The sequence below is a fragment of the Tsukamurella serpentis genome (assembly GCF_054780975.1).
In genome coordinates, this window is the sequence record NZ_BAAGVH010000005.1 from 70,179 (window position 1) to 85,504 (window position 15,326).

Genomic DNA, 15,326 nt, shown 5'->3' on the forward strand with positions numbered 1-15,326 from the left:
ACGGGTGAGTGAACCGAACGGTTCGTGTGGATCCAACAAGACACGCGTATGAACTTCTCACCTGAGTACAGCCGGATCGGGGTCCCGATCGGGTTTCATGTAACCCATGGCAGACATCCGGAGTTTCAGCACGCTCGGCGGAGGGTTCCCCAGCGTCGTGGTCACCGCGATCGAGATGACCACCTCGATCGGTACCGACACCGAATCCACGTGGAGCGGTCTCCTGGCCGGCAAGAGCGGCATCCGTGAGCTCAAGGGCGACTTCATCGGTGTGGACATCGCCGACCTCCCGGTCCGTTTCGGCGGCCAGCTCCTCGAGGATCCGACGTCGGAGGTTCCCGAGCGGCCCGACCGCCAGTACGCCGGCGATATCAGCAAGCAGCACGTGTCGAAGCGGCGCATGTCCTACGTCGAGCAGGCCGCTCATGTGATGACCAAGCGACTGTGGGACAACGCGGGCCGCCCCGATGTGGATCCGGCACGACTGGCCGCCGTGGTGGGCACCGGCCTCGGCGGCGGTGAGTCGATGGTCGAGGCGGTGGACGCGCTACGTGAGCACGGCGTCCGCAAGGTCTCCCCGTTCACCGTTCAGATGGCCATGCCGAACGGCGCCTGCGCCGTCGCCGCCCTGGAGATCGGTGCGCGCGCCGGTGCCATCGCACCGGTCTCGGCCTGCTCCACCGGCAACGAGGCCATCGCCCACGCCTGGCGCCAGATCGTGCTCGGCGACGCCGATATCGCGGTCTGCGGCGGCATCGAGGGCCGGATCGACAGCCCCGTGATCGCCCCGTTCGCGATGATGCGAGCGCTCTCGACCCGCAACGACGATCCGCTGGCTGCTTCACGCCCGTTCGACAAGGACCGCGACGGTTTCGTCTTCGGCGAGGCTCAGACGCTGATGATCATCGAGACCGAGGAACACGCGCTCGCGCGTGGTGCCAAGCCGATCGCCCGCCTGCTCGGCGCCGGCATCACCTCCGACGGCTACCACATGGTCTCCCCCGACGTGGAGGGCGGCGGCGCCGCGCGTGCGATGAAGCGCGCCATGGAGACCGCCGGCCTGCAGCGCTCGGACATCGACTACATCAACGCCCACGCCACGGCGACCCCGATCGGCGACACCGCCGAGGCGAAGGCGATCAACGCCGTCGTCGGCACCGACGCCGCGATCTACGCACCGAAGGGCGCGCTGGGCCACTCGATCGGCGCCGTGGGCGCCCTCGAAGCCGCACTGACCGCACTGTCGCTGCGCGACGGCATCATCCCGCCGACTCTGAACCTGGACAACCAGGACCCGGAGATCGACCTGGACGTGGTGCACGGTGAGGCGCGCAAGGGCGACTTCACGTACGCGCTGAACAACTCGTTCGGGTTCGGTGGGCACGACGTTGCGCTGGCCTTCGGCAAGTACTGATCTTCTCTCGCCGGAACCGGCGGTCGGGCATTCCTGCCCGGCCGCCGGTTCTTGTTGAGGGCCTCATCCGTTCGCCCGCTGTGTCAGCGCGGCGGTCCACCGGTCACCGGCTGTTACACACGGTAGGCGGTGTACTACACGCCGATGCTGTCGACAGTTGCGCACCTCGAAACACACTCAGGAACGCCGTGGTACTCAAGCCCGAGCTCGATTCAGTGGCATCGCTGGCCGGGCGTTCCAGGAAGCCAGTTCTCGCCCCAGTCCGCCTGGGGCGCGTCTTTCCAACGGCCGATCGCAACGGGACGGGTCGGGCCAGGTAATAGACCCCGCACCGACCTCCTAAGCTTCCATGTCCGATGCCAGCGAAAAAAACTGCACTCGCCGAGGCTGTGCGGAATTCGCTTCCCGGACTCGTAGCCGCGCAGCCTGAGTTCGCAAACCTTCCCTGTACGGCTCAACCCATTTCACGGCGATGTGGTGCCCCCGGTGAGACTCGAACTCACACTGGACGGGTTTTGAATCCGTTGCCTCTGCCAATTGGGCTACGGGGGCGTCCGGCGGACCGTCTGCGACGGCCAGCCGCTCGATCTTACAGGGTCAGTTCCGCAGGGCCGAGCCGGTGTCGACGGAGGCGAGGAAGCCGTCGATGGTCGGCCAGGTCTCGCGCACCGCGTCCGGGCCGGCGATCAAGCCGAGGTGGCTCGACTCGACGGTGGTGAACTCCACGCGCGGCGACCCGGTGAACAGCTCCACGCCGTGATGCGCCGTCTTCCACCCGCACAGGGCATCCCGGTGCGAGCCGAACAGCTGGATAGGCACATCGATGCTGTGCAGGTCGATCGAAGTCCGCCCCAGTCGGATCTTCCCGGCCGCCAGTTCACCGCGGAAGATCAACCGTTCCCACAGTTCGATCGCCACCTTGCCCGGATAGCCCGGGAAGGTCCGCTGGAACCGGTCGATCACCTCCATCCGGGCCAGTTTCTCGGCGTCGTCGATGTTCTCCAGGATGAACTTGGGCTTCTTGAACTCCCGGTCCCACGACGTCGCCCGATAGGCGATCTGCACGATCGGCGCCGGAATCCCGCCGAGCAGTGAGAACAGCGCGCCCGGCCCGAATCCACCGACCCTCGCAGCGAGTTTGTTCACCACCGGGTACGGCGGCTGAAGCGCGTAATCCAAGGGCGTCGCGATGGACACGATCGAGCGGATGGACGTGGTCGACACACCGGCGGTCAGGAACGACAACGTTCCGCCCAGACTCCATCCGTACAGGTCGACGCCGGCCCCGTCGGGCACCCGCCCACCCCAGAAATCGTCGAGCGCCCGCTCGATCGCCTGCGGGATGATGTCGAGGGCGAAGTCCTCGAAACCGAGTTTCCGGTCCCGGTACCCCATCTCCCCGAAGTCCACCACGTACGGCACCCTCCCCGTCTCCGCGAGGTGCCGCACCACCGAAGTCTCGGGCGAGAGGTCGTAGCAGGTGGCGGGAGCGGCGATCGGCGGCACAAGCAGCACCGGAGCCGCGCCCGGCACGGCCGCGGCGCATCGGGCACCGTCGTCGGTGTACCGGCGCAGGGTTCGATGCGGCCCGTCGGCGATGACGGTGTGCGGCGTACGCTGGGGTGGGCGGATTCCATCACCGAAGGTGAGGGCCCACAGAGTGGCGGACCGCTCGCGCAATTGAGTGTTACTCAATACGTTCATGGGGTCACGGTACCGCGCGGGGGTGAGTACCCGTTCGTCCACCCGGTAGCCTGAGGCCCTGATGAAGCACACCGAGCCCATCGCCCACCGCGTGCTCGTCGCCGAAGACGAGGCGATCATCCGCCTTGACCTCTCGGAGATGCTCCGCGAGGAGGGCTACGACGTGGTCGGCGAAGCGGAGAACGGCCGCGTCGCGGTGGAGATGGCCCGCGAACTACGGCCCGACCTGGTGATCATGGACGTCAAGATGCCGGTCCGCAACGGCCTCGACGCCGCGCAGGACATCGCCCGCGAACGGATCGCCCCCGTGGTGATGCTGACCGCCTTCGGTCAGCGTGAGTTCGTGGAGAAGGCCCGCGAAGCCGGGGCCATGGCCTACCTGATCAAGCCCTTCACCAAGAACGACCTGGTCCCGGCGATCGAGATCGCGATCAGCCGATTCGCCGAACTGGCGGCGCTCGAACGCGAGGTGACCACCCTCTCCGGACAGTTGGAGACCCGCAAGCTGGTCGACCGGGCCAAGAGCATCCTCATGCAGGCCCACGGCCTCAGCGAGCCGGACGCCTTCCGCTGGATCCAGCGCACCGCCATGGATCGGCGCACCGATATGAAGACGGTGGCGCACCTGGTGATCGATACGCTCGGCACGCCCGCAGGTTCCGACGGGGCCTCCTGACGGAGACCGGACGCCGCGCTGCGGGCGGCGCGAGGCGATCAGACCGCGCGGATGGGGCGCTGCGGCGGCAGTTGCTGGCCCCGGTAGTACCCGGTGCGCGGTGAGTTCGGGAACACCGGCGCATCTCCGGTGACCTTGTCGTTCTGACGGTCGATGACCTTCTTGACCGCCTGCGGGGACGTTCCCGTGTACCGCGCGATGTGCACGATCGGGATGCGAGCGGCGTAGGCGGCCAGGATCGTCTTGCGGTACTGCTCTTCGGCGTTGGCCTTCAAGTGCGACCAATGAGAGATCGGGCTGAGGAAGTCGCGGACCTCTTGGGGCGTGGGCTCGGGGACCTTCGGCATCGCTACTCCGTGAGTTCTAGCCCGGCGGGGGACTCGGGCAAGCTGACAGGACGTTTCGTCTGTACATCGACCCTCCACCACGGTTTGTTACACGGCGGTTGGATTAGTTTGCCCGGAGTGGTACAACGGGCAGCGATGCATCCCTCTTCTGTGGCGGCCGAGCCGCCTGACGTGCTCGGCAGCTGGACGTTCACACCTGTTGTGACAACGATCATGGTCGCCACGACGATACTGTACTTCTACGGGATCTACCGGGTGCGGCGGTCGGGCGCGAGCTGGCCGCCGATCCGCACCATCTGGTGGCTTACCGCGATGGCACTGATCGTCTTCTCGGTGAACACCGTGATGGGAGATCTGTCCAAGCACCTGTTCTGGGCGCACATGGTGGTGCACCTGATCCTGATCACCCTGGTCCCCCTGTTCCTGGTACTGGCCCAGCCCATCCGCCTGCTCGCCTGCGCCACCGGGGAGACCGGAGACCGCCGAGTACGGACCTTCCTGAGCAACCGCGTCATCCGGCTGTGCACCAGCCCGGTCGTGGGACTGCCGCTGTACGCCGCCATGCTGATCGGTACCCACCTGACCGGCTTCCAGGATCTGGCGATCGCCAATCCCTGGCTGAAGAACCTCGAGTACACCGGCTACCTGGTGGCGGGCTGGATCTTCATGCTGCCGCTGGTGGGTAACGAACTGTGCGGCCCCACGAAGCTCTCGCATCCCCTGCGGTTCGCATCGTTCCTGCTGGCCATGGGGCCGGACACGCTGGTCGGCGTGACGCTCATGATGACCACCACCGAACTCGCTCCCGGATACGCGGCATCACGTGCCGGCTGGGGACCGACGGGGCTCGAGGACCAGTCCGCGGCCGGAGCCATCATGTGGTTCGGCGGCGACGGCCTGATGATGTTCCTGCTGCTGGTGGTGGCGTTCCAGTGGATCACCGCCGAGGCGACCGGGAAACGCGGCGGCGGCATGGGCACCTGGCTCGACTCCGCGCGCCGTGAGGCCCTCATCGGCGAGGACGGTTCCGAGGTCGACGTCGACGACGACGAGGCCGCCCTGGCCGCCTACAACGCGCGGCTACGCGAGATGAACCGGCACGGTTAGCCCCGGTACCGCAACACCGGTACCGGGTCCGCGAAGGTCGCGAAGCGTACTGCGATCGCCGCGACGAGCAGCGCCGCCAGCACCGCTGTCAGTGACCAGCCGACCACCGACGCGCGGCTACGGGTGCGCCGACCGGCGGGGAGCAGTTCCGGGGCGTAGACGATGCCCGCGGTGAGTACCGCGCCCGCGGCGAGCCCGCCCAGGTGACCGAGCAGGGAGATCCCGGCGATGGTGAAAGAGGCGAAGACGTTCACCCCGATCAGCACCAACAGCGCCGTCGGATTGGCCCGCATCCTCAGGGTGAGGATCAGCTCCGCGCCCATGAGCCCGAAGATCGCGCCGGATGCGCCGGCGGTCAGTGTGTTCTCCAGTCCGAACCACAGCACCGCCGCGCTGCCTCCCAGCAGCGACACGGCGTAGATCGCGACGAACCGGACCCGGCCCAGGATCTGCTCGATGTCCCTGCCGAAGATGTACAGGGTGATCATGTTCACCAGCAGGTGGATCGGGCCGAAATGCAGGAAACCCGAGGTGACCGACGTCCACCACCAGCCCAGCGCGGTGGCCGGCTCGGACAGCGCGAGCCGCTGCACCTCGTAGGCGCCCATGTTCTGATCGATGCTGCCCGAGGCCTTCGCGCTGAACGCGAACGCGATCACGTTCACCGCGATCAGCGAGTACGTGGCCACGGGCTGCCAATCGCGGCGGGTGGTGGTTCCGAGGACGCTCACCGCTTCAGTTCACCATGCCGGGGAGGTACGAGCCGAGAACGGCCCCCGCGATCAGGATCACGGCCACGCCGGCCAGCACCGCACCGTCGAGCTTGGTGGGCCCGCCGTCGGGCCGGGCGACCGCTCCGAGCCCGCCGCGGGAACTGATCGCATCGGCGAGTTCGCCCGCCCGGCGGCATGACTGGACGGTGGCCAGCAGCAACAGCTCCAGCATCGTCTCGATGGTGACGCCGCGGGGCCGTCCGCTCCGGCGCAGCGGCCGGCGCTGGCGGGCCAGACCCCACATGGTGCGCACCTCGGCGAGCGCGAGCGGGCCCAGCCGGATCGCGAGCGCCAGCGCCGACGCGACGGCCACGCCGCGGCGGCCGAACCCGCGCAATCGGCCGAGGCACGTCTGCAGGAACCCGGGAACGTCACCGAGCGGGGTGGTCCAGCAGAACACCAGGGCCGCGAACAGCGACACCAGCAGCGCGACCAACGCCCGGAAGAAGACGTCGATCCCGGAGAGATTGATCGACGCCCCGAGCAGTGTGGCGGTGGTCTCCCCCGTGCCCATCGCCGTGAGGAACAGGCTGATCGCGCCGAAGACGAAGAACAGTCGAGGCAGTCGCGGCCAGGCCCGCCAGGGCGCCCCGGCCAACAGGAACCACCCCAACAGCACCAGCGCGCAGGCTCCGATGTTCCACCAGTCGGTGCGCACCCCCATCGCGATGCCCATCGCGACCAGTACTGCGAGCTTGGTGCCCACCCACACCCGGTGGGCGGGGGTTCGTCCCGGCAGTGGGCGACCGACCACGTCACCGAATTCCGGACGGTGCGGGCGCCTCCGGGACGGGTCGGGGGCCTCGGGGCACGCGGTCACGTTCAACACATCGTCAGTGACGGTGCGCAACGGCTGCAGATCGTGAGTGACGATCACCAGCGTGGTGCCGGCGGATTTCGCCGCGGCCAGCGCCGCGGTCATCTTCGCCGTGGCCTCGTCGTCGAGGCCCGCCAGCGGCTCGTCGAGCACGAGGACCTGGGGCTCGGAAGCCAGCAGACCCGCGAGAACCACCCGTCGCTGCTCACCGCCGGAGAGTTCGTCGGCGCGCCGGGAGGCGAACTCGTCCGGATCCAGGCCGACCATGTCCAGGGCCGCTCGCACGCCGGCGTGATCGGCGCCCGAGGCATCGGCGACATCGTCGAAGACGGTGTCGCGGAGCACCTGCAGACGGGTGTGCTGTACGCCGATCACCACCCGGCCACGGCCGTTGACCACCGGTTCACCGTCGACGGTGACGGTGCCCGCCGTGGGCCGCAACAGCCCCGCGATCACCCACGCCAGAGTGGATTTGCCCGAGCCGTTGTCACCGGTGACGGCCAGCGCGGTTCCGCCGGGCACAGTCAGGTCGACATCCCGTAGTACCGGCCGGTCCCACGGGGTACCCGCGTCCCGGATCACGGTGACACCGCGCAGTTCGACGGTGCCGCGCGCACCGCGCCCCTTCTCGTCGCGAAGCGTCGCGGACACCTGAACCCCCGGCGGCCCCGGCGATGACGGTGCCGCCTCGGCGGTGCCGCGCGGCACCCCGAGCCGGATCCGCCGGTCAGCGGCCGCGGATTCGGTCTCATGGTGGGTGACGTGGACGACCGCTCTGCCCGAGTCGGCGACCGCGCCGAGCACGCCGAGCACCGCAGAACGCCCGCTCCGGTCGAGCATCGCGGTGGACTCGTCACTGATCAGCAGCGCTGGGTCGCGGGCGAGGGCCGCGGCGACGGCGAGCCGCTGCAACTGTCCACCGGAGAGCGTCGACGTCTCCCGGTCCTCGAATCCGGCCAGCCCCACCCGATCGAGGACTGCGGCCACATCGGTAACGGTGTCCAGTTCCCGCCCGAAGCGAACGTCATCGGCAACTCGCACGCCGAGCACCTGGGATTCGGGCCGCTGGAAGACGACGGCGGTACCGCCGGCCGCGCCCAGCCCGGGCCCACCCGGACGGTCGACGACGCCGCTGGTCGGTGCGGCTCCGGCGAGGACCCGGGTGAGGGTGGACTTGCCGGTGCCGTTACGGCCGGTGACGGCGACGAACTCCCCCGGTGCGATGGCGAGCTCGTCGACCCGGAGGGCGAGCCGGTCCCCGTACCGCACGTCAACCCGGCTCAGGTGGACCGGAAGCGGGCCCACCCGGTCGTCGTCGGCGCTGATCCCGGACAGGTGCCCGGTATCGCGCGGGAGGACCCGCTCGGCGCGCATCAACAGCGCACCGAAGACGAACCGGGCCAGCCACACCATCGCCAGCACCGCGACGACCAGCACCAGCGGCACCGTGATCGGCCACCAGCGCAGCGACCACTCCCACCCGGCGACCATCGGACGGCCCAGGAAACCCAGGTGCACCGTGCTGAGGATTCGGGCCAGGCCCGTCACCGTCGCCCCGGTGATCGTGAAGATCACCTCCCGCACTCCCGGGAACACCACCAACAGCAGCATCGCCAGCAACGACGACGGGATGGCGAGCATCGGCAGGGCGCCCAGCACCAACCTCCCGGTGGACCATCCGCGGCGGATGGAGGCGCCCAGCAGCAGGCCCACCAGCCCGGTCTCGATGGTGAGCACGACCGGAGCGGTACCACCGAGCAGGAAGGCCACCGCGACACCGACGGCCAGCGACAGTGCGCAGGTCCGGAACCCGTGCCGCATACCGATCACGCCGAAGGGCAGGCAGGCGGCGAAGGCCACCCCCACCGCGAGCGGAAAGACCTGGGAGATCAGGACCAGTGCGGCGGCGACATCGGCGAGCGCCGCGGCCTCGGTGATCTGTCGCGCGCCGAGCGGCGTGCGTGGGGCTTTACGCAAGGGGTTCGATCAACGGGCCAGGTACACCACGACGGTGTCGGAACCCGTACCGGTGAGTTCTTCTCCGCCGACCGGAGTGGCCTCCAGACCACCGACGGTGACACCGTAGTTGGTGTCGGGGTTCGCGGTCAGCGCCGACATCCCGAATCCGAAGACGCAGCGTCCGCCGCGCAGAGTCCCCTCGTCGAGGGTCGACTCGAACGTGCTCTTGCCACTGCTGAAGACCACCCTGGCACCGGCCCTGACCGCGGAGGCGTCGCCGGCACCCGTGCATTCCGTGGTGGTGGCGGTGTACTCGGTGGCCGTGAGGACCACTGCGCCCTTGCGCTCGAAGGCGGTGGTGGCGACGCCCACGCCGATCGCGACCATGGCGAGCACCAGCATGATCACCGCGGCGATCGCTGTCACCACGACGACCCAGGTGCGGGTGCCCGGACCGTGCTTGCGCCAGGGCTGTTGCGGTCCCGGGGGCAGCGGTACCGGCAGCTCGGCCCGGGGATCGCGTCCCGGCGTTCCCTCCGGCACGGTAGGAACCGGACGCTCCTGCGTCTCCTGGCTGGTCATTTGGCCCCCTTCGACGGGAAGTACTTGAGCACGCCCTCCTGAGTGGTGCTCGCTACCAGCATGCCCTCTTCGTCGAAGAACTGTCCGTTGGACATCCCCCGGCCGCCGTCGGCGACCGTCGAATGCGTGGCGTACAGGTTGTACCGGTCGAACCGGACGCGGCGGTGGTACCACAGCGACTGGTTCAACGTGACGGCCATGATCCGGTCGTACCCCCAGGACAATCCGTGCCGGGTGATGATCGAATCGAGGATCGTGGTGTCCGAGGCGTACGCCAGGGCGGCGTCGTGCAGTACCTGGTCGTCGGGCAACGGTCCGGCGGTGCGGATCCAGACGTTGTTGTCCTCCTGGATCAGGCCCTTGCCCTTGGCGATCCACGCCGGATCATTGGTGAACCGCATGTCCATCGGCTGCGGAGCCTCGACGAACATCGAGACCACGTCCTCGTACCCGGCGAGAGTGTCCGCTGTACTCGGCAGCCCCTCCGGGCCCGGGACCTGCGGGGCCGGATCGGCGTGCACCAGCGGGTTTCGGCCGTCGGTCTGGTACGCCAGCTGCATCAGGGCGACGACGGTGCCGGACTGCTCGACCGACACCAGCCGGTTCGCGACATTGCGGGTGTCGCGCAGCCGCCGGACCACGAACTCCAGGTCGGCGTCCACCTCACCGCCGTTGATGAAGTGGGTGTGCGCGGCGTGCAGGAACAGCGACTCCCGGGAACCGGCGACGGTGTTGCCGGAGGCGACGATCGCCTGCGAGAGGATCTGCCCGCCGAACGTGCGCGAGGCGACCTTCGCGGGGTGACGACCGAGGAACCGGTCGTCACCCGCGTCGACGAGGTCCAGCGTGTCCAGGAACCCGTCGAAGTCGGTGAGAGTGTCCGTCATACCGACGACCCTAGTGGTCGTCCTCCCCGATCCGGTGGACCTGGATCAGGTTGGTCGAGCCGATGGTGCCGGGAGGAGCACCGGCGACGATCACCACCTGGTCGCCCTTCGAGTAGCGGCCGATCCCCTCCAGCGAGTGGTCGACCTGCTTGATCATGGCGTCGGTGTTGTCCGCCCCCTCGACCAGGAAGGTCTCGGTACCCCAGGACAGCGCGAGCTGGCTGCGCACCTCGGGCAGCGGGGTGAAGGCCAGCAGCGGCAGCCGGGTGTGCAGGCGCGCGAGCCGGCGCACGGTGTCGCCGGACTGGGTGAAGGCCACCAGAGCCTTGGCGTTGAGTCGCTCCCCGATGTCGCGGGCGGCGTAGGAGATGATGCCGCGCTTGGTGCGGGGCACGTGGTTGAGCGGCGGGACCGACGGGCCGCCCTCCTCGACCGCCCGGACGATCTTGGCCATGGTGCGCACCGTCTCGATCGGGTACTTGCCCACCGACACCTCGCCGGAGAGCATCACCGCGTCGGCACCGTCGAGCACGGCGTTCGCGACGTCGGAGGCCTCGGCACGGGTGGGCCGGCTGTTCTCGATCATCGACTCGAGCATCTGGGTGGCCACGATCACCGGCTTGGCGTTCTCCCGGGCGATCTGGATGGCACGCTTCTGCACCAGCGGCACCTCCTCGAGCGGAAGCTCGACGCCGAGGTCGCCGCGGGCGACCATCACCGCGTCGAAGGCGAGGATGACCGCTTCGAGGTTCTCGATCGCCTCCGGCTTCTCCAGCTTGGCGACCACCGGCACGCGCCGCCCGACCCGGTCCATCACAGCGTGCACCCGCTCGATGTCCGCGGGCGAACGGACGAACGACAGGGCGATGAAGTCGACGCCGAGCTGCAGCGCGAACTCGAGATCCTCGATGTCCTTCTCGCTCAACGCCGGGACCGAGACGTTCATCCCGGGCAGCGAAACGCCCTTGTTGTTGGAGACGGGGCCACCCTCGGTGACCTCGCAGACCACGTCGTTGCCCTCGACGGTGCGGACCACAAGCCCCACCTTGCCGTCGTCGACGAGCAGCCGATCACCGGGACGGGCGTCCTGGGCGAGTTCCTTGTAGGTGGTGGAGACGCGGTCGTGGGTACCGACCACGTCGTCGACGGTGATGCGCACCGTCTCGCCGGTCTCCCAGACGGTTCGGCCGTCGCCGGCGAATCGCCCGAGGCGGATCTTGGGGCCCTGCAGATCGGCGAGGATGCCGACGGCGCGGCCGGTTCGGTCGGAGGCGGCGCGCACGCGGTGGTAGTTCACCTCGTGGTCGGCGTGTTCGCCGTGGCTGAAATTCAGCCGCGCGACATCCATGCCCTCCTCGACGAGAGCGAGGACCTTCTCGTCGGTCGCGACGGCGGGGCCCAGGGTGCAGACGATCTTGGTTCGACGAGTCACCCCGCCTAGGTTAGTCCTCCGATTTCGGCTCGACACGTTCGCTGGGCAACCCGTCAGTAACCGTCTGCTCCTCGTTCACCGCATCGGCACTCACCGATTCCGGTTCGTCCTGCTCGGACGGTGTTTCCGTGGTTTCGCCCGCATCCGCGGCGTCGGTGGAGTCCGCGGTACCCGCCGCGTCGGCCTGGTCCACGGGCTCACTCCCGACCTCCGGCTCGGCCTCGCCCACGGGCTCACTCCCGACCTCCGGCTCGTCCTCGTCGTCGGGCTCACTCCCGACCTCCGGCTCGGCCTCGTCGTCGGGCTCACTCCCGGCCTCCGGCTCGGCCTGGGGTTGAGGTTGGGGTTCGTCCTCGGTCGCTTCACCGATCCGGGACTCGTCCTGGGGCTCGTCCTGGGTCCGTTCCCCGGACCCGTCCTCGGGCTCGACGGTGGGCGCTGCGGCGGCACTGGAGGCACTGGAAGCGCTACCGGCGGACTCGGCCGGGACAACGGGGCTCACCGGGACCGCGGATCCGGTGAACTCAGCGGTCCCGGTGGACTCACCGGGATCGACGGTGAGAACCGAGCGCTCCCGGCCCTTCGGAGCGAGTACGAAGTAGGCGATCGCTCCTGCGAAGACCAGGGCGGCGGTGAAGACGTTGATCCGCACGCCGAAGATCAGCGTGGCGTGATCGTCACGCATGAGCTCGATGAAGAACCGTCCCAGGCAGTAGCCGGCCACATACAGCGCGAACAACCGTCCGTGGCCGATCCGGAACCGGCGATCGATGATCACCAGGAGACCTGCGATCAGCAGGTTCCACAGCAGCTCGTAGAGGAATGTGGGGTGGACGGTGGTGAACACGATTCCAGTGCTCCGCCCATCGAGCACGTCCGGCCCGCGCTGGCCGACGTCATTGGCGCGCTCGAAGATCTGCAGCCCCCACGGCAGGGTGGTCGGACCGCCGTAGAGCTCCTGGTTGAACCAGTTTCCGAGCCGGCCGATCGCCTGCGCCACGATGATCGCCGGTGCGATGGCGTCACCGAAGGGTCCGAGCTTGATCCCGGCCTGCCGGCACCCGATCCAGGCGCCGACGCCGCCGAGCGCCACTGCTCCCCAGATTCCGAGCCCACCGTCCCAGATCCGGAAGACGGCCCCGAGTCCGCGGCCGTTGGCGCCGAAGTAGGTGCTGAAATCCGTCATCACGTGGTACAGCCGTCCGCCGACGAGGCCGAACGGCACCGCCCACACGGCCACGTCGAGAACCTGGCCCGGTTTACCGCCGCGCGCCACCCAGCGGCGGTCACCCCACCAACAGGCGACGACGATGCCGGCGATGATGCACAGCGCATAGGCGCGGATCGGAATGGGCCCGAGGTGCCATACGCCCTGGGCCGGGCTCGGAATGCTCGCGAGGATCACGCCCGTCACCCTACTGACTCCCGCCGTACCTACGATGAACTCATGCCCTTCACGATCGCCCGTGCCGCGTGAATCGCGATTCGGACGCCCCGGACGTGGTGGTGCTGGGACTGGGACCGGCGGGCCGCACTCTCGCCCACCGAGCGGCTGTGGGAGGCCTGCGGGTGCGCGCCTTCGACCCGGCGCCGGACCGCCGATGGCGCCGCAGTTTCGGCGCGTGGGCCGATGAGCTCCCCCACTGGCTGCCCGCCGACGTTCTCGCGGCGCGGTCGTGGCCGCAGGTGGTGGCCCACCGCCGGTACGACCTGCGACGCGAGTACGTGATGCTCGACGTCGATGCGCTCCAGGACGCGATGCCGCTCGACGGCGTGGACGTGCGCCCGGAACGCGCCGGCCGCGAGGGACACGGCGCGGCCTTCGTGGTCGACGCGCGCGGCCCGGCACCGTCGGCGAACCCGCCCCGGCAGACGGCGGCGGGAGTGCTGGTGCCGGTGGGTGCGCACGAGGAGTTGTGGATGGACTGGCGTCCGGCGCCGGGTCTGCCGGACGATGCTCCGGCGTCGTTCCTGTACGCGGTGCGGGTGTCCGGCGACACGGTGCTGCTGGAGGAGACGTGCCTGGCGGGCGCACCGGCGGTCACCGTCGGCGAACTGCACCGGCGGCTGCGGGCGCGGCTGGCGGCGCGCGGGCTGACGTCCGGGGAACTGTACGAGCAGGTGGATTTCCCGCTGCTCACCCTCGGGCCGCGGCGCGGCCGGACCTGGTGCGGAGTCGGCGTGCGGGGCACCACGGCTCATCCGGCCACCGGATACTCAGTGGCCGGTTCGCTCTCCTTCGCCGACGATGCCGTTCGCTCGCTGACCGCCGGCCGGTCACCGTCGACCTCGACGGACGTCGCCGCTCATCGCCTGCGAGTGGCGGCGCTGAATGCACTGCTCGGGATGAGTGCCACCGAACAGCGCGACTTCTTCGAGGTCTTCTTCGGGTTACCGGACCGGCACGTGCACGCCTTCCTGAGTACCGCCTCCGGTCCGGTGCAGACCGCCGCTGCGATGGCCGCAGCATTCGCGGCGGCGCCGTGGCCGCTGCGCCGGCGGCTGGCGCGAGTGGCTACTCCGCGCTCTGCTCGCCCGCGGTGTTGAACTCGGCCTGCTCGATGTCGAGCGCTTTGGCCTGCGCGATCAAATCCTCCAGTGCGGCGGGCGGAAGTGCCCCAGCCTCGTTGTAGACCAGGTTGCCCTTTTTGAAGACCATCAGCGTGGGGATGGAGCGGATGCTCGCGGCGGCGGCGAGGCCCTGCTCGGCCTCGGTATCGACCTTGGCGAAGACCACGTCGGGATGGGTCTCGGACGCCTTCTCGTAGGTGGGCGCGAAGGCGCGGCACGGGCCGCACCACGAGGCCCAGAAGTCGACCAGCACGATCTCGTTGCCGGTCACGGTCTGATCGAACTGGTCGGCGGTCACATCGATAGTTGCCATGACCGTCACAACGAATTTCCCGACTGCATGATTCCCATTCGGTGAAAAGTCCGCCGCAGTCACTACGCTCGAAGCGGACGTGCATCCGCACGTCGCAGGTACGACCGAGACGGCTAAAGGGGATTTACATGACCGACGTGCTTCGCGCAGGTGACAAGCTGGGCCTCGGGGAGAGCCTCAACTCCCTCAACGGTGGCTACACGCTGACCCTGCAGAGCGACGGCAACCTGGTGCTCACCGAGGGCACCGGAACCGTGGTCTGGGCCAGCGCCACCGACGGCAAGGGCGTCGAGCGCGCCGAGTTCCAGACCGATGGCAACTTCGTGCTCTACACCGGTTCGGGCGAGGGTGTCTGGTCCAGCCAGACCGACGGCTCGGGCGCCGACCGCATCGTGCTGCAGGACGACCGCAACCTCGTCGTCTACGCCGGCGACGACGACAAGTGGGCCTCGAACACCGCCACCGATTCCGCTCCTCCGGCCCGCGAGGCCGCGCCCGAGCCCGAGCCCGTCGCGGCTGAGGCTCCCGCCGAGGCTCCGGCTGCTCCCCCGGCGCCGGCTCCGCGCACCCACACCGTCGCCTCCGGCGACACCCTGTGGGCGATCGCCGAGCAGTACCTCGGCGACGGCAACCGCTACACCGAGATCGCGCAGGCCAACGGTATCGACAACCCGGACCTGATCAACGTCGGCCAGGTCATCACCATCCCCTGATCGACTCACGCACGACACCCCCACCGGCCGG

The 15,326-nt window shown here is 69.0% G+C and carries 14 protein-coding genes and 1 tRNA gene; 5 read left to right on the forward strand and 10 right to left on the reverse strand.

From position 1 onward, the window contains the following. Positions 1–106 precede the first annotated feature (106 nt). A complete protein-coding gene (locus ACYVHG_RS13395; RefSeq protein ID WP_461167961.1) occupies positions 107–1,414 on the forward strand; it encodes a KasA/KasB family beta-ketoacyl-ACP synthase in 1,308 nt (435 codons plus the stop codon). A 475-nt stretch (positions 1,415–1,889) separates the two neighbouring features. Here the strand turns inward: ACYVHG_RS13395 and ACYVHG_RS13400 are convergent. Both ACYVHG_RS13400 and ACYVHG_RS13405 read right to left on the reverse strand, forming a co-directional pair. Continuing rightward, positions 1,890–1,966, reverse strand: a tRNA-Leu gene (locus ACYVHG_RS13400). 45 nt (positions 1,967–2,011) lie between these two features. Continuing rightward, positions 2,012–3,118, reverse strand: a complete 1,107-nt coding sequence (locus ACYVHG_RS13405; protein WP_461167962.1) for an alpha/beta hydrolase — start codon at positions 3,116–3,118, stop codon at positions 2,012–2,014. 61 nt (positions 3,119–3,179) lie between these two features. On the opposite strand from ACYVHG_RS13405, the gene ACYVHG_RS13410 reads away from it, so the two are divergent. After that, positions 3,180–3,794 carry an ANTAR domain-containing response regulator gene (locus ACYVHG_RS13410; RefSeq protein ID WP_461167963.1) on the forward strand — a complete coding sequence of 205 codons (615 nt, stop codon included), beginning with the start codon at positions 3,180–3,182 and terminating at the stop codon, positions 3,792–3,794. Between the two features lie 38 nt (positions 3,795–3,832). On the opposite strand, the gene ACYVHG_RS13415 is transcribed toward ACYVHG_RS13410, so the two are convergent. Next, a complete protein-coding gene (locus tag ACYVHG_RS13415; RefSeq protein ID WP_461167964.1) occupies positions 3,833–4,141 on the reverse strand; it encodes a hypothetical protein in 309 nt (102 codons plus the stop codon). Positions 4,142–4,342: 201 nt separating this feature from the next. Here ACYVHG_RS13415 and ACYVHG_RS13420 point away from each other — a divergent pair, with 201 nt between their 5' ends. After that, positions 4,343–5,248, forward strand: coding sequence for a cytochrome c oxidase assembly protein (locus ACYVHG_RS13420; RefSeq protein ID WP_461167965.1), 906 nt, complete (start codon positions 4,343–4,345; stop codon positions 5,246–5,248). On the opposite strand, the gene ACYVHG_RS13425 is transcribed toward ACYVHG_RS13420, so the two are convergent. Genes ACYVHG_RS13425 through lgt form a run of 6 tightly spaced genes read right to left on the reverse strand, consistent with a single transcriptional unit; the run spans position 5,245 to position 13,103 of the window. After that, positions 5,245–5,979, reverse strand: a complete 735-nt coding sequence (locus ACYVHG_RS13425; RefSeq protein WP_461167966.1) for a rhomboid family intramembrane serine protease — start codon at positions 5,977–5,979, stop codon at positions 5,245–5,247. The genes ACYVHG_RS13420 and ACYVHG_RS13425 overlap by 4 nt on opposite strands. Positions 5,980–5,983: 4 nt before the next feature. Then, a complete protein-coding gene (locus ACYVHG_RS13430) occupies positions 5,984–8,815 on the reverse strand; it encodes an ATP-binding cassette domain-containing protein (RefSeq protein WP_461167967.1) in 2,832 nt (943 codons plus the stop codon). Between the two features lie 9 nt (positions 8,816–8,824). Beyond that, positions 8,825–9,379 carry a hypothetical protein gene (locus tag ACYVHG_RS13435; protein ID WP_461167968.1) on the reverse strand — a complete coding sequence of 185 codons (555 nt, stop codon included), beginning with the start codon at positions 9,377–9,379 and terminating at the stop codon, positions 8,825–8,827. Continuing rightward, positions 9,376–10,266, reverse strand: coding sequence for an acyl-CoA thioesterase (locus ACYVHG_RS13440; protein ID WP_461167969.1), 891 nt, complete (start codon positions 10,264–10,266; stop codon positions 9,376–9,378). Before ACYVHG_RS13440 ends, ACYVHG_RS13435 begins: the two co-directional genes overlap by 4 nt. Positions 10,267–10,276: 10 nt before the next feature. Next, a complete protein-coding gene (gene pyk / locus ACYVHG_RS13445; RefSeq protein ID WP_461167970.1) occupies positions 10,277–11,698 on the reverse strand; it encodes a pyruvate kinase in 1,422 nt (473 codons plus the stop codon). Positions 11,699–11,708: 10 nt separating this feature from the next. Beyond that, positions 11,709–13,103, reverse strand: a complete 1,395-nt coding sequence (lgt, locus tag ACYVHG_RS13450; RefSeq protein WP_461167971.1) for a prolipoprotein diacylglyceryl transferase — start codon at positions 13,101–13,103, stop codon at positions 11,709–11,711. A gap of 68 nt (positions 13,104–13,171) precedes the next feature. Here lgt and ACYVHG_RS13455 point away from each other — a divergent pair, with 68 nt between their 5' ends. Further along, positions 13,172–14,245: a lycopene cyclase family protein gene (locus ACYVHG_RS13455; RefSeq protein WP_461167972.1), complete on the forward strand. Its 1,074-nt coding sequence runs from the start codon at positions 13,172–13,174 to the stop codon at positions 14,243–14,245. Here the strand turns inward: ACYVHG_RS13455 and trxA are convergent. Beyond that, a complete protein-coding gene (trxA, locus tag ACYVHG_RS13460; RefSeq protein ID WP_461167973.1) occupies positions 14,214–14,582 on the reverse strand; it encodes a thioredoxin in 369 nt (122 codons plus the stop codon). The two genes, ACYVHG_RS13455 and trxA, sit on opposite strands and share 32 nt — an antisense overlap. Before the next feature lie 128 nt (positions 14,583–14,710). On the opposite strand from trxA, the gene ACYVHG_RS13465 reads away from it, so the two are divergent. Further along, on the forward strand, positions 14,711–15,295 hold the full coding sequence (locus tag ACYVHG_RS13465) for a LysM peptidoglycan-binding domain-containing protein (RefSeq protein ID WP_461167974.1): 585 nt from the start codon (positions 14,711–14,713) through the stop codon (positions 15,293–15,295). Positions 15,296–15,326: the final 31 nt, after the last annotated feature.

Bases quoted from the DNA above. Each gene is read 5' to 3' on its own strand.
- ACYVHG_RS13415 (WP_461167964.1), bottom strand. From the start codon at position 4,141: ATGCCGAAGGTCCCCGAGCCCACGCCCCAAGAGGTCCGCGACTTCCTC.
- ACYVHG_RS13410 (WP_461167963.1), top strand. From the start codon at position 3,180: ATGAAGCACACCGAGCCCATCGCCCACCGCGTGCTCGTCGCCGAAGAC.
- ACYVHG_RS13405 (WP_461167962.1), bottom strand. From the start codon at position 3,118: ATGAACGTATTGAGTAACACTCAATTGCGCGAGCGGTCCGCCACTCTG.
- ACYVHG_RS13395 (WP_461167961.1), top strand. From the start codon at position 107: ATGGCAGACATCCGGAGTTTCAGCACGCTCGGCGGAGGGTTCCCCAGC.
- ACYVHG_RS13465 (WP_461167974.1), top strand. From the start codon at position 14,711: ATGACCGACGTGCTTCGCGCAGGTGACAAGCTGGGCCTCGGGGAGAGC.
- ACYVHG_RS13440 (WP_461167969.1), bottom strand. From the start codon at position 10,266: ATGACGGACACTCTCACCGACTTCGACGGGTTCCTGGACACGCTGGAC.
- trxA (WP_461167973.1), bottom strand. From the start codon at position 14,582: ATGGCAACTATCGATGTGACCGCCGACCAGTTCGATCAGACCGTGACC.
- ACYVHG_RS13435 (WP_461167968.1), bottom strand. From the start codon at position 9,379: ATGACCAGCCAGGAGACGCAGGAGCGTCCGGTTCCTACCGTGCCGGAG.